This window comes from Streptomyces sp. NPDC050535 (assembly GCF_044457665.1).
In the GTDB taxonomy this organism is placed as follows: Bacteria; Actinomycetota; Actinomycetes; order Streptomycetales; family Streptomycetaceae; genus Streptomyces.
Window position 1 is genome coordinate 95,992 of record NZ_JBITHE010000011.1, and the last position, 12,930, is coordinate 108,921.

At 71.7% G+C, this 12,930-nt stretch carries 12 protein-coding genes; 3 read left to right on the forward strand and 9 right to left on the reverse strand.

The annotated features are described in order from the left end of the window. Positions 1-42: 42 nt before the first annotated feature. From ACIBLC_RS24295 to ACIBLC_RS24330, 8 genes are all read right to left on the reverse strand, one after another. Positions 43-1,053, reverse strand: a complete 1,011-nt coding sequence (locus ACIBLC_RS24295; RefSeq protein WP_399213267.1) for an LLM class F420-dependent oxidoreductase — start codon at positions 1,051-1,053, stop codon at positions 43-45. 116 nt (positions 1,054-1,169) lie between these two features. Then, positions 1,170-2,003 (reverse strand): hypothetical protein, encoded by an 834-nt coding sequence (locus tag ACIBLC_RS24300; protein ID WP_399213268.1) that lies wholly within the window; start codon positions 2,001-2,003, stop codon positions 1,170-1,172. Between the two features lie 161 nt (positions 2,004-2,164). Then, positions 2,165-3,130 carry an N-acetylmuramoyl-L-alanine amidase gene (locus ACIBLC_RS24305; RefSeq protein WP_399213269.1) on the reverse strand — a complete coding sequence of 322 codons (966 nt, stop codon included), beginning with the start codon at positions 3,128-3,130 and terminating at the stop codon, positions 2,165-2,167. An 84-nt stretch (positions 3,131-3,214) separates the two neighbouring features. Next, positions 3,215-3,853: a LysE family translocator gene (locus ACIBLC_RS24310; RefSeq protein WP_399213270.1), complete on the reverse strand. Its 639-nt coding sequence runs from the start codon at positions 3,851-3,853 to the stop codon at positions 3,215-3,217. Between the two features lie 172 nt (positions 3,854-4,025). After that, positions 4,026-4,676: a class I SAM-dependent methyltransferase gene (locus ACIBLC_RS24315; RefSeq protein WP_399213271.1), complete on the reverse strand. Its 651-nt coding sequence runs from the start codon at positions 4,674-4,676 to the stop codon at positions 4,026-4,028. Between the two features lie 94 nt (positions 4,677-4,770). Next, positions 4,771-6,510 (reverse strand): MFS transporter, encoded by a 1,740-nt coding sequence (locus ACIBLC_RS24320; RefSeq protein WP_399213272.1) that lies wholly within the window; start codon positions 6,508-6,510, stop codon positions 4,771-4,773. A 213-nt stretch (positions 6,511-6,723) separates the two neighbouring features. Then, positions 6,724-7,356 carry a response regulator gene (locus tag ACIBLC_RS24325; protein WP_399213426.1) on the reverse strand — a complete coding sequence of 211 codons (633 nt, stop codon included), beginning with the start codon at positions 7,354-7,356 and terminating at the stop codon, positions 6,724-6,726. 5 nt (positions 7,357-7,361) lie between these two features. Next, positions 7,362-7,892 (reverse strand): MarR family winged helix-turn-helix transcriptional regulator, encoded by a 531-nt coding sequence (locus tag ACIBLC_RS24330; RefSeq protein ID WP_399213273.1) that lies wholly within the window; start codon positions 7,890-7,892, stop codon positions 7,362-7,364. A 242-nt stretch (positions 7,893-8,134) separates the two neighbouring features. On the opposite strand from ACIBLC_RS24330, the gene ACIBLC_RS24335 reads away from it, so the two are divergent. Continuing rightward, positions 8,135-9,100: a zinc-binding alcohol dehydrogenase family protein gene (locus ACIBLC_RS24335; RefSeq protein ID WP_399213274.1), complete on the forward strand. Its 966-nt coding sequence runs from the start codon at positions 8,135-8,137 to the stop codon at positions 9,098-9,100. A 124-nt stretch (positions 9,101-9,224) separates the two neighbouring features. Here the strand turns inward: ACIBLC_RS24335 and ACIBLC_RS24340 are convergent, their stop codons facing one another. After that, entirely contained in the window at positions 9,225-10,493 is a 1,269-nt protein-coding gene (locus ACIBLC_RS24340) for a sensor histidine kinase (RefSeq protein WP_399213427.1), read from the reverse strand. Between the two features lie 432 nt (positions 10,494-10,925). Here ACIBLC_RS24340 and ACIBLC_RS24345 point away from each other — a divergent pair, with 432 nt between their 5' ends. Together ACIBLC_RS24345 and ACIBLC_RS24350 are read left to right on the forward strand one after the other, a co-directional pair. Next, positions 10,926-11,801, forward strand: a complete 876-nt coding sequence (locus ACIBLC_RS24345) for a MaoC/PaaZ C-terminal domain-containing protein (protein ID WP_399213275.1) — start codon at positions 10,926-10,928, stop codon at positions 11,799-11,801. 34 nt (positions 11,802-11,835) lie between these two features. Beyond that, positions 11,836-12,912, forward strand: coding sequence for a Zn-dependent alcohol dehydrogenase (locus ACIBLC_RS24350; protein ID WP_399213276.1), 1,077 nt, complete (start codon positions 11,836-11,838; stop codon positions 12,910-12,912). Positions 12,913-12,930: the final 18 nt, after the last annotated feature.

The window sequence follows — 12,930 nt, forward strand, 5'->3', positions numbered from 1 at the left end:
CCCTTCGGCCAGGAGTTGAGCTCGGCCAGAGGTTTCCCTCGGTCAGGAGTTGAGCTCGGCCAGGACGCGGAGGGTGTGCGGGTCGGGCGAGAGCACGAGCAGATCGGTCACCGGACCCTTCCGCCACAACTCCAGACGCTCGGCGATGCGTTCACGCGGCCCGACGAGGGAGATCTCGTCGGCGAAGGCGTCCGGCACGGCGAGTACCGCCTCCTCGCGTCGCCCGGCGAGGAACAACTCCTGGACACGCCGGGCCTCCTCCTCGAAGCCCATCCGTGCCATCAGGTCGGCGTGGAAGTTGCGCGCGGCGTGGCCCATTCCGCCGATGTAGAAGCCGAGCATGGCCTTGACGGGCAGCAGGCCTTCGGCAAGGTCGTCGCAGACGTGGGCGCGGGCCATGGGAGCGACGAGGAACCCCTCGCGCAGGTCGCCCAGCGACGCCTCGTACGCCTGGGGGCGGGTCGGCGACCAGTACAGCGGCAGCCAGCCGTCCGCGATCCGGGTCGTCTGGGCGATGTTCTTCGGGCCCTCGGCGCCGAGCAGGACGGGCAGTTCGGCGCGCAGCGGATGCGTGATGGACTTGAGGGCCTTGCCGAGTCCGGTGCCGTCGGCGCCCCGGTAGGGGTGGGAGTGGAAGCGCCCGTCCAGTTCGACGGGGGCCTCGCGCCTGAGAACCTGGCGTACGACCTCGACGTACTCCCGGGTCGCGGTCAGCGGCGACTTGGGGAAGGGGCGCCCGTACCAGCCCTCGACGACCTGCGGGCCGGAGAGACCGAGGCCGAGCATCATGCGGCCGCCGGAGAGGTGGTCGAGCGTGAGCGCGTGCATCGCGGTGGTGGTGGGGGAGCGGGCGGCCATCTGCGCGATGGCCGTGCCGAGCCGGATGCGGGACGTCTGCGCGGCGATCCAGGTCAGCGGGGTGAAGGCGTCGCTGCCCCAGGACTCGGCGGTCCACACGGAGTGATAGCCGAGGCGCTCCGCCTCCTGCGCGAGCGGTACATGGTCGGCGGAGGGGCCGCGTCCCCAGTAGCCGAGTGCGAGACCGAGCCGCATGTCGCCTCCAGGAACCGAGTTCTGACGGTTCGTCAACTACCAACCGGGTGAGCCTACGACAGCGGCCCCCCGCCCGGAAGGGCGAGGGGCCGTGCTGGATGAACGGGACGCGGACGTCAGCCGCGCTGGATGCCGCTGGTGTCCTGAAGGACGCCACGACGGCCGTCCTGGGTCTGCGCCACCAGGCTCGGGCCGCGCTGCTCGACGGCCAGGTACCAGGTGCCGGGCGCCAGTTCGGCGATCGGCGTCGGCGAACCGTCCTCCGAGTACAGCGGACGCGGCACCGGCACCGCGAACCAGAACGGGGAGAAGTCCCCGGCCGGCTGCTGCACCTGCGGGGTCGGCGCCTGCTGCGGCTGGCTGGGCTGGCCGGCGAACGGCTGGCCCTGGCCCGTCTGCGGCTGACCGCCGTAGGGCTGGCCCGGCTGGCCGGGCTGCTGGGCGCCCGGGTAGCCGTATCCACCCTGGGGCTGACCGCCGTAGGGCTGGGGGGCGGCGGGCTTGGGGGCGGGGAGGAGGGCGGCGGTCAGGGCAGGGACGAGCGGGGTGGCGATCGCGGCGCCGGCCAGGACCAGAGCGGCGAGCAGGCCGAGGATCAGACCCATGCCCGTGTCGATGTCCGCGGAGCCGAGGCTGTCGCTGAACGCGCCCAGCGGATCGAAGATCGTCCAGAGCGCGGTCCACGCGGCGAAGATCGTCAGGGCCACCCCGAGCTGACCGAGGTCGAGCCCGATGATCTTGCGCGGCTGTGGGAGCGCGCGCGCGACAACGATCAGAGCCGCACCGATGATGCCCCCGACGTACACGCTCATCAGGAGACCCAGGTTGTCCCAGGCATTGGGGACGTCGTCGCCGGAGGTGTCGTAGGTGCCGAGGAACGACGCGATCAGGAGCAACACCGCTGCTCCGATCACCACGCCGTCGCCTCGAGTGAGAGAGCGGATATTCACTTCAGTCGGTCCTTCGTAGGTCGTCTCGTCGTCGGTGGGGCGTCGCTGTTCACCATGTCCTCGTAAGGCCCTGGTGTGAAGCGCGGGGGTGGCCCCTCATCGTAGGGACGACACTATCGCCCGCCCCGCCGGGGTGTCCGCCCGGTTCAGCGCACTGATCGTCACTCGCGCAGGAAACTCACGATTCCCTCAGAGATCCCACGTGCCGCCTTCTGCCGCCAGGCGTCGCTGGTCAGCAGGGCGGCGTCCTTGCTGTCGCGCATGTTGCCGCACTCGATGAACACCTTGGGAACCGTTGACAGATTGAGACCGCCGAGATCCGTGCGGACGTCGAGGCCGGTGCCGTCGCCGATGTAGTTGGAGGGTGCGGTGCGGGTCTCGCGGGCGAAACTGCCCGCGACGCGTTCACCGAGTTCACGGGACGGGGCGACGATCGGGCGGGTGTCGGCGGCGCCCTCGTGGACCGGCCCGGGAAGGATCACGTGGAAACCGCGGTTGCCGGCGCCGGAGCCGTCCGCGTGGATCGAGATCGCCGCGTCGGCGTGCGCCTTGTTGCCGATCTCTGCCCGCTCGTCGACGCAGGGACCCCAGGAACGGTCGTCGTTCTGGGTGAACTTCACGGTGGCGCCCTGCTGTTGCAGGATCGTGCGCAGCCGCCGCGACACGTCGAGCGTGAACTGCGCCTCCGTGTAGCCCGAGTTGGTCGCCGTACCCGTTGTGTCGCATTCCTTCGAGTTCGTGCCGATGTCCACCTTGCGGTTGATCTCGGCCGTGTGCCGGAAGTTGCCGGGGTTGTGCCCCGGGTCGATGACGACGATCTTGCCCTTGAGGGGGGTGGCGGCGGGCGCGGACGACGTGGCGTTCGAGGGGCTCGGCTGCTTGCCGTCGTCCGTGGCCGGCGCGGTCGGGGATCCGGCGGGGGACTCGGTGGCGGCTCCGCCCGCGGAGGAGGCCGCCCCCGGCGTCTGCCGCGCCGCGGCGCCGCCGTCGGACTCGTCGTCCAACGCCAGCCAGAGCAGCCATCCGGCCAGCGCACCCGGCACCAGCGCGGCGACCGCCACGGTAAGCAGCCGCCGTCGGGAGCGGCGCGGGCGGGGAGGATCGAAGTCAGGACCTACGTACGACACGGATGCCACCCTACGGGTCGGCGCACCGGGCGTTCCGCGGGGTGCCCGGCACTCGAGGGGACCCGAACTCCGTCCGGGCAGGTCCTAGTCCTTGCGGCCCGTCGCGGCGACCGTCACGCCGAGGCCGATCATCGTGAGCCCGCCGACTCCGCCGACCATCGCGAGCCGCCGCGGCGAACCGGCGAACCAGCTCCGGGTGGTGGCCGCGACCAGCCCCCACACGCTGTCGCACACCACCGCGATCACGTTGAAGACCAGACCGAGCAGCAGCATCTGAGCCGTGACGTGGCCCTGGCTCCGGTCGACGAACTGAGGCAGTACGGCGGCGAAGAACACGATGGTCTTGGGGTTGGCCACGCCGACCGCGAACCCCTCCCAGAGTGTCCGCAGCCCGCCGTGCGCCGGACCCTCACCGGTGAACGCGGCGTGCAGTGAACGGCGTTGGCGCACCGCCCGCACACCGAGGTACACCAGGTAGGCGGCGCCCACCAGCTTCAGCGCCGTGAAGACGAGCACCGAGCGCTCCACCACGGCCCCGACCCCGAAAGCCACCGCGACGACGAGGACGTACGCCCCGAGCGTGTTCCCCGCGACCGTCGTCAGCGCGGCGCGGCGGCCCTGCGCCAGCGCGCGCCCGATCACGAACAGCACGCTGGGGCCGGGTATCACGATCAGCAGGAGCGACATGGCCGCGAAGGCCGCCAGTCGGTCGGCAGGCACCATGCCGTCATGTGAACACGACGACCACGCCCGCCTCCAGCCCTTTTCCACACGGACGGACTCGGGCCCGAGGCCCGTCGACCTTGTGCGGGCGGGCCCGCGCGTCAGATCCCGGGTTCTGTGCGGGCGGGCCCGGGCCTGAGTCCCGCCGACCCTGTACGGGCGAACCCGCGCCTCAGATCCCCGCCCCCGTGCGCCGCAGCACCCGCAGCGAGTCCGTCGCCGAGACCTCCGTGAACGCGCCGGACTCCAGGGCCCGGAGGTAGACGCGGTAGGGAGCCTGGCCGGTGAACTCGTCGACCGGGTCCGGGAACACGTCGTGGATCAGCAGGAGGCCGCCCTCGGCGACATGCGGTGCCCAGCCCTCGTAGTCGCCGGACGCGTGCTCGTCGGTGTGACCGCCGTCGACGAAGACCAGGCCGAGGGGCGAGTTCCAGAACGCGGCGATCTGCGGCGAGCGGCCGACGACCGCGACCACGTGGTCCTCCAGGCCCGCCTTGTGGAGCGTGCGGCGGAAGGTCGGCAGGGTGTCCATCAGGCCGAGCTCCGGGTCCACCGTCTGCGGGTCGTGGTACTCCCAGCCCGGCTGCTGCTCCTCGCTGCCCCGGTGGTGGTCGACGGTGATCGCCGTGACCCCGGCAGCCCGCGCCGCGTCGGCGAGCAGCAGGGCGGAGCGCCCGCAGTACGTGCCCACCTCGAGAAGCGGCAGCCCCAGCCGGCCCGCCTCGACCGCCGCCTCGTACAGCGCGAGCCCCTCGCCCGTGGGCATGAACCCCTTGGCCGCCTCGAAGGCTGCGAGGATCTCGGGCTCGGGTGCCGCGGGCATGGGGGTCCTCCGGTTCGTACGTGTCTGTGGGCGCCCCATGGTGCACCAACACCCCCGTCGCGGGGGCGTCGGGGGTGCGGGGTGGACGGGCAGGTCAGGCGCGGACGGGTTCGCCGGGCAGGGCCAGGTCCAGGTCGACCGGACGGTCGTCCCCGGCGTGCGTCGCCGAGGAGGCGAGCGGGCCGTGTCCGGTGGCCTTGGCGGCCAGGACGTACGCGCCCTCGGTCGGCACGGCGAGCGCGTAGCTGCCGTCCTCCGCGGAGAGCGTCGCGCCCGCCTGACGGCCGCGCCGGTCGATGAGGGTGACCTTGGCGCGGGCGACGGGGTCGCCGCCGGCGTCCAGGACCCGGCCGCGGAAGCCGCCGAGGATCTCCTGCGCCCGCTCCAGCGCGGCGTCCTCCTCGCTGCTGGCGCGCAGTCGCGGCGCGGTCGCCGGGCGTCCGCGCGGCAGGAAGAGGGCCATCAGCAGGCCGACGGCCACCGCGCCCGTGGCGATCAGGAAGGAGACCCGGAAGCCGTGCATGGTGGGGACGGCGACCCCGCCGACGTTGTTCGCCGTGTTGGCCAGCACCATGCCGATGACGGCACTGGACACCGACGTACCGATCGAACGCATCAGGGTGTTGAGGCCGTTGGCCGCGCCGGTCTCCGAGGCGGGGACCGCGCCGACGATCAGTGCGGGGAGCGAGGAGTACGCGAGGCCGATACCGGCGCCCAGGACGACCGCGATGATGATGGTCTGCCAGGCGGCGCTCATCAGGCCGAGGCCCGCGCCGTAGCCGATCGCGATGATCAGCATGCCGAGGATCAGGGTGACCTTGGGGCCGTACTTGGCGGAGATCCTGGCGTACACCGGCGCCGTGAACATCATCGTCAGGCCGAGCGGGGCCACGCACAGGCCCGCGACGACCATCGACTGGCCAAGACCGTAGCCGGTGGACCTGGGCAGCTGGAGGAGCTGCGGCAGGACGAGGGAGACGGCGTAGAAGGCGACGCCGACCATGATCGAGGCGAGGTTGGTGAACAGCACCGCGCGACGGGCCGTGGTGCGCAGGTCCACCAGCGGGGCCTTCACGCGCAGCTCCATCACGCCCCACAGGAGCAGGACGACAGCCGCGGCACCGAACAGGCCGAGGGTGGTGACCGAGGTCCAGCCCCAGTCGCTGCCCTTGGTGATCGGCAGCAGGAAGAGGATGAGGCCCGCCGAGAGCCCGATCGCGCCGAGGACGTCGAAGGTGCCCTTCGCGCGCATCGGGGACTCCGGTACGGCGACGAGGGTGAGGACGATCGAGACGACGCCGAGACCGGCGGCGAGGAAGAAGAGGGCGTGCCAGTCGGCGTGCTGCGCGACCAGGGCCGCGACCGGCAGCGCGAGACCGCCGCCGACACCGATCGAGGAGCTCATCAGGGCCATCGCCGAGCCGAGCTTCTCGCGGGGCAGCATGTCGCGCATCAGGCCGATGCCCAGCGGTATCGCGCCCATCGCGAAGCCCTGGAGCGAACGGCCGACGATCATCACGAGGAGCTGGCTGGTGAAACCGGCGATCAGCGAGCCCACGACCATCACGGACAGGCTCAGGAGCAGCATCCGCCGCTTGCCGTACAGGTCACCGAGCCGGCCCATGATCGGCGTGGCCACGGCGCCCGCGAGCAGGGTCGAGGTCATCACCCAGGTGGCGTTGCTGGGCGCGGTGCCGAGCAGCTCCGGCAGGTCCTTGATGACCGGCACCAGCAGGGTCTGCATCACCGCGACAACGATGCCCGCGAAGGCGAGCACCGGCACGATCGCGCCGCTCGGCCTCCGCGTGGGCTGTTCGGTCGTCGTGTGCGTCATTACGTGAGGCCTCCAGGCCGAAGAGAGAAGGAGTGCTCGCAGGCGAGCGGGGTCGTCCGTGCGGGGCATCCGTGCGGGATACGTGCGGGATACGTGCAAGGTGAACCCGGTGTGCCCGGGCAACTATTCCGATGCTTCGGCCCACTAACGAATTCTTGACCCAGCCATGGGGATCTGACCAGCCGTCAAGCGTGCGGGAAAGTCGCCCGGCGGCTACAGCCACCCCTGCTGCCGCGCCTCCCGCATGGCCTCCATGCGGTTGCGGGTGTTCGTCTTGCCGATGGCGGAGGAGAGGTAGTTGCGGACGGTCGACTCGGAGAGGTGCAGCCTGCCCGCGATGTCGGAGACGGTGGCGCCGTCCACCGAGGCGTTCAGTACGTCGCACTCGCGGGCGGTGAGCGGATTGGGCCCGGCGCTCAGCGCGACCGCGGCGAGCGCCGGATCGATGACCTTCTCGCCGGTCAGCACCCGGCGAATCGCCTCGGCGAGCTCCTCCACGGGCCCGTCCTTGACGAGGAACCCGGCGGCCCCCGCCTCCATCGCCCGCCGCAGATACCCGGGCCGCCCGAAGGTCGTGAGGATCAGCACCCGGCAGTCGGGCGCCTGGTCCCGCAGTTCGGCCGCCGCGTCCAGCCCGCTCATCCCCGGCAGCTCGATGTCCAGCAGCGCCACATCCGGCCGGTGGATCAGCGCCGCGTCCACGATCGCGTCCCCCGCCGACACCTGCGCCACCACCTGGATGTCCGCCTCCATCCCCAGCAGCAGGGCGAGCGCGCCCCGCATCATCCCCTGGTCCTCGGCGAGCAGCACGCGAATGGACCTGGCGGGCCGGTGGTCCCGGGGCATCTCGTTCACGGGGTCAGCGTATGGCCCGGGCGCCGCAGGAGCTTCGTGGCCAGGGCGCGGACCTGGGTGTGTTCTGCGGGGGTCAGGGGCTCGGTCAGGGCGGTGATCCGCCGCTCCACCTCGGTGGCGCACTCCGCGGTGAGCCGGTGGCCCGGCTCGGTGAGGCCGACCAGGACGGCGCGGCCGTCTTCGGGTGAGGGCAGTCGCTGGACCAGGCCGCGTTTCTCCGCCCGGGTGACCAGGCCGGTCATGGAGGACTTGTCCAGGCCCAGATGGCGGGCCAGCTCCAGCATGCCGGGCCGGCGGTCGCGCAGGATGCCGAGCAGGCGGACCTGGATCAGGGAGAGGTCGTGTTCGGCGGCGACGCGGGTCAGGACGCCCTGGACCAGGAACGACAGCTGGACGAGGGCGTCCATGGTGTCCAGCGGTTCATCGGATCTGACGCCGACGACGAAATCGGCCGTCCGGGCCGGGGTCGGGCCCTGGCCGTCCGGTGCCGGGTCGGCCGGGTCCTTCGTGGGGGAACTCGGGGTCATCGTGGAGCCTCCGCTTGACTTGGTACGTGGCACAAACTACCTTCGGATTAGTACGTGGCACAAACTATATCGCGTACGAGGTGATCGGTGAGCGGTGCGTGATGCGAGCCGGTACGGGGTGCCCACCCGAAGCGGCACGGTGCTCGCTCGAAGCAGCCGGTACGTGGGCTCACCCGAAACCGGCCGGTACGTGTTCTCTCCCGAACCCGACACGGGTGTTCGCTCGATCCAGGAGGCCAACCATGCACGCAGCCGTCGTTCGTTCCTTCGACGCCCCGCCCCGTTTCGACACCGTCGACACGCCCCGGCCCGCCGGGGAACACCAGATCCTGGTGGATGTCCTGGCCGCCGGTCTCCACCCCCGGGTGCGTTCCGACGCCAACGGCACGCACTACACCGCCGACGGCGTGCTGCCGATGGTTCCCGGCATCGACGGGGTCGGCCGTACCGCGCGGGGCGAGCTGCTCTACTTCGTCGCCCCGGACACCGGACCGGGCACCATGGCCGAGCAGGCCGTCGTCGACCGCCGCCGGGCCATCACCCTGCCGGCCGGCACCGACCCGGTCGCGGTGGCCGCCGCGATGAACCCCGGTATGTCCTCCTGGGTCGCCCTCCGCCGCCGCGTCACGCTCACGCCGGGCGCCCGCGTGCTGGTCCTGGGCGCGACCGGCAACGCCGGACAGCTCGCCGTCCGGATCGCCAAGCACCTCGGCGCCGCCCATGTCGTGGGCGCCGGCCGCGACGCCGAGCGCCTGGAACTGCTGCCGGGCCTCGGCGCGGACGAGACCGTCTCCCTGCTGGGCGACCCCGACAAGGTCGCCGACCAACTCGGCCGGAGCGCGGGCGACGCGGACGTGGTCATCGACTACCTGTGGGGCCCGGCCGCCGAACACGCCATGCCGGCACTGCTGTTGGCCCGCCCCGACCGCGCCAAGCCGCTGGCCTGGATCCAGATCGGCGCGGTGGCCGGCGCGGAGATCACCCTGCCCTCCGCCTTGCTGCGCGCGGCGAACCTCCAGATCATGGGGAGTGGCCAGGGGTCGGTCACCACCGCCGGGATCGTTGCCGAACTGCCCGCCCTCGCCGCGGAGATCGCCGCCGGAACCCTGGCGGTCGATTCCCTCGCGCTGCCTCTTTCCCGGGTTGAGGAGGCGTGGGGTACGCGTACGTCGGCTGGGCAGCGGATCGTGCTGACGCCGGGCGGCTGAGAGTTCGCGGTCCGGGACTGGGCGTTCGCGGTCCGGGACCGGGCGTTCACGGTCCGACTCCGAGCGGGCGCGGCCCGAGACCGAGCCTTCACGGCCCGGCGCAGAGAGGTGCGGTCCGGGCCCGCTACCGCTGCTCGATCCGCTCGATCCGCTCGATCCGCTCGGCCGGTTGAGGCCGCTTGCCTCGGCCGCCCCGCCTGCCTCGCCGGACTTGCTCGCCCCGCTCGGGTGCCGCCGACGGCCATGGCTCTCCGCGGTCCCCCGGATCCTGGCGGTTTTCCGGATCCCTGCGGCCCAGCGGATCCACCGGTTCCACCGGAAGCTCGGCCGACACCGTGAATCCGCCGCGTGTGCCCGGCCCCGCCTCCAGCGAGCCTCCCGCTCCCGCGAGGCGTTCCGCGAGGCCCTTGAGCCCGGTGCCGGTGCCGGGCTCCTCAGCGGCGGTGATGCCGGTGCCGGGCTCAAGGGTGGTGGTGAGGCCGGTGCCGTCGTCGGTGACGGTCAGGCGGACGCGTTGGGAGGTGCCGTCGACGGTGATGTCGCAATGGGCGGCGCCACTGTGCCGTACGACGTTGGTGACGGCCTCGCGGACCACCCAGCCGAGCAGGACCTCGGTCTGGGGCGCGAGAGGTGTGCCCGACCGGTGGACGGCCGGTTCGACGCCGGCCGCGGACAGCGCCGAGCGGGCGCCGTCCAGTTCCGTGGCGAGGCTGCCCTCGCGATAGCCGGTGACCGCCTCGCGGATCTCCGTGAGGGCCTGGCGCCCCACCGACTCGATGTCCGTGACCTGGACGAGGGCCGCGGTCAGGTCACGGTGGGCCAGTCGGCGGGCCGCCTCCGACTTCACCACGATCACCGAAAGGGTGTGGCCGAGCAGGTCGTGCAGGTCACGGGAGAAACGCAGGCGCTCCTTCTCCACCGCACGGTGTGCCAACTCCTCGCGGGCCGCGCGCAGTTCGCGTACGGCATCGGAGAGGGAGAGGATCGCGGCGGTCACCGCGGTGGACAGGAAGGTGCCGTAGGCGATGTTGACCGCGTCCCAGCCCTCGTGGAACCAGCCGATGGCCCCCGCGAGCACGCTCAGACCGAACGCGATCCGGCCGAGCGGCTTGCCCCTGACCACCGAGCCCACGGCCAGGCCCAGCAGCGGGAAGAACCACAGCCAGGTGCCGCCGTACCCGACGGCGAGACCGAAGGTCAGCAGCGCCATCAGGACGAGCGCCGCACGGGTGGAACGGGCCTCCCGCGTCTCCTTCCCGAAGGCGCGGAACACGACGTAGATGTAGAGGGAGTTGAAGGCGAACAGGCCCAGACCGCCGATCAGGGGGTTCGGTGTCCTGCCCTGGACGAGGTTGGAGAACGAGCCCATGCCCATCAGCAGCCAGGGCAGCATCGCGAAGCCGGTGGGCGGCGGGCCCAGGTCGTCGGGCCGCGACTGCGCGGACTCCCCGTGTGTCGTGATGCGGCAGTTCCGCTTCTTCTTCCCGGCCATCGCGTCTCCCCGTCGTCGAATGCGATGACGACGACGCTACGGACCAGGGGCGCCGACCGGCAGAGGGGTTTGTAAGGACTTGGCCGGGACAAATGTCACGGCCCGTCGCTCGTCCGTCGATCCCGCCCTGATCTGACATGGTGTCAGGAGTCTTCACAACTACCCTGCGCTGGGCTATACAAGGGGTCGCCGGACTGGAACGCGTTCTAGAACGGGCGGGTTCCGCGGCCCAGTGTCGACCTCGGTGCGGCCGCCGGTGCGGACGGCCGTACCGAGGTTTTCCACAGGCGATCACAGGCGATCACAGGCGATTACGAGCGATTCAGGAGCCCCATGCCCATCGACGCCGCCAAGGCCGTTGCCGCCGAGCCCCGGACCGGAGAGATCGCCTGGGGTCACAAGGACGTCCAGCTCTACCACCTCGGTGTCGGAGCGGGTGCCAGTCCCGACCGGCGGAACCCCGCCACCGACCCGGACGAGCTGCGCTACACCCTGGAATCCAGGCTGCACGTCCTGCCGAGCTTCGCGACCGTCGCGGGCGCCGGCCGCCCGGCGGTGACCGGCGGCCTCTCCATGCAGGGCATCGAGGTCGACCTCGCCCGCGTGCTGCACGGCGGCCAGAACCTGACGCTGCACCGCCCGATCCCGGTCGAGGGCAGGGCGACGACCACCTCGCGGATCGCCGCCGTGTACGACAAGGGCAAGGCCGCGATCCTCGTCATGCGCACCGAAGTCGCGGACACCGAGGGCCCGTTGTGGACGAACGACGCCCAGATCTTCGTACGGGGCGAAGGCGGCTTCGGCGGCGACCGAGGCCCCTCCGCCCGCCCCGAAGCACCGACCGGCGCACCGGACAAGGCCGTCGACCGTCCCGTCCGCGAGGACCAGGCCCTGCTCTACCGGCTCTCCGGCGACTGGAACCCGCTGCACGCCGACCCCGAGTTCGCCAAGCTCGCCGGGTTCGACCGGCCGATCCTGCACGGGCTGTGCACGTACGGCATCACCCTCAAGGCGGCCGTCGACACACTGCTCGGCGGGGACGTGACCCGCGTCCGCTCGTACATCACCCGCTTCGCCGGTGTCGTCTACCCGGGCGAGACCCTGCGCATCCGGATGTGGCGCCGCCCCGGCGAGATCCAGCTCGCCGTCACCGCGGCGGAGCGGGACCACGCGCCGGTCCTCACCGACACGATCGTTGAGCACGTCTGACTGTCGTACGTACCTTCCCGAGGGGAGCCGCACCATGCGCGCAGCCGTACAGCACGAGATAGGCCAGGAGAAGCTGGAAGTCCTCGACGACATCGAGGCGGTGGGCTTCGGTCCCGGCAGGGTGAGGATCCGGGTACGGGCCACCGGGCTGTGCCACTCGGACCTCTCGGCGATGAGCGGCGTACTGCCGCAGCCGGCGCCGTTCGTGCCCGGGCACGAGGGCGCCGGTGAGGTCGTCGAGGTCGGCGAGGGCGTCACCAACGTCAAACCCGGCGACCGGGTCGTCGTCTGCTGGCTGCCGGCCTGCGGAGTCTGTCCCGCCTGCAAGCGCGGCCAGACCGAACTGTGCCTGGCCGGATTCATGAACGCGGGCACCCCCAACTTCCGGCGCCCCGGCGGTGATGTCTTCGGCTTCGCGGGCACCGGCACCTTCGCCGAGGAGGTCGTGGTCGACGCCGGATGCGCCGTACCGATCCCCGACGACGTGCCCTTCGACATCGCCGCCCTCATCGGCTGCGGGGTCACCACCGGCCTCGGCGCCGCCCTCAACACCGCCGATCTGGAAGCCGGTTCGTCGGTCGCCGTGATCGGCTGCGGCGGCGTCGGCATCTCCGCGATCCAGGGCGCGCGGCTCAAGGGCGCCGCCGAGATCGTCGCCGTCGACCCGGTCGCCTCCCGTCGCGAGGCGGCGCTGCGGTTCGGCGCCACCCAGGCCGTCTCCCCGGACGAACTCCCCGACGCCAAGCAGCGGATCACCGCGGGAGAGGGCTTCGACTACGTCTTCGAGGTCGTCGGCCGCTCCACCACCGCCCGCGCCGCCTACGAGAACACCCGGCGCGGCGGCACCCTCGTCATCGTCGGCGCGGGCGCCATGGACGACTTCCTCCAGCTCAACATGTTCGAGCTGTTCTTCGACGAGAAGCGGATCCTGCCCTCGATGTACGGCGGCGGAGACGTCCTGCGTTCCTATGAGCGGACGGTCGCCCTGTGGCGCGCGGGCCGCATCGACCTGGAGGGCCTGATCACCCACCGGGTGCCGCTCAGCGAGATCAACGAGGCGCTGGACCAGATGCGGACCGGCACGTCACTGCGCACGTGCATCGAGATCTGACGCCCCCACAACCTCTAT

What these genes read in the sequence shown, in the direction of transcription:
- ACIBLC_RS24325 (WP_399213426.1), bottom strand. Translation starts at nt 7,356, where the DNA reads ATGCCCCGGGACCACCGGCCCGCCAGGTCCATTCGCGTGCTGCTCGCC.
- ACIBLC_RS24345 (WP_399213275.1), top strand. Translation starts at nt 10,926, where the DNA reads ATGCCCATCGACGCCGCCAAGGCCGTTGCCGCCGAGCCCCGGACCGGA.
- ACIBLC_RS24320 (WP_399213272.1), bottom strand. Translation starts at nt 6,510, where the DNA reads ATGACGCACACGACGACCGAACAGCCCACGCGGAGGCCGAGCGGCGCG.
- ACIBLC_RS24315 (WP_399213271.1), bottom strand. Translation starts at nt 4,676, where the DNA reads ATGCCCGCGGCACCCGAGCCCGAGATCCTCGCAGCCTTCGAGGCGGCC.
- ACIBLC_RS24295 (WP_399213267.1), bottom strand. Translation starts at nt 1,053, where the DNA reads ATGCGGCTCGGTCTCGCACTCGGCTACTGGGGACGCGGCCCCTCCGCC.
- ACIBLC_RS24350 (WP_399213276.1), top strand. Translation starts at nt 11,836, where the DNA reads ATGCGCGCAGCCGTACAGCACGAGATAGGCCAGGAGAAGCTGGAAGTC.
- ACIBLC_RS24335 (WP_399213274.1), top strand. Translation starts at nt 8,135, where the DNA reads ATGCACGCAGCCGTCGTTCGTTCCTTCGACGCCCCGCCCCGTTTCGAC.
- ACIBLC_RS24310 (WP_399213270.1), bottom strand. Translation starts at nt 3,853, where the DNA reads ATGGTGCCTGCCGACCGACTGGCGGCCTTCGCGGCCATGTCGCTCCTG.
- ACIBLC_RS24330 (WP_399213273.1), bottom strand. Translation starts at nt 7,892, where the DNA reads ATGACCCCGAGTTCCCCCACGAAGGACCCGGCCGACCCGGCACCGGAC.
- ACIBLC_RS24340 (WP_399213427.1), bottom strand. Translation starts at nt 10,493, where the DNA reads ATGCTGCCCTGGCTGCTGATGGGCATGGGCTCGTTCTCCAACCTCGTC.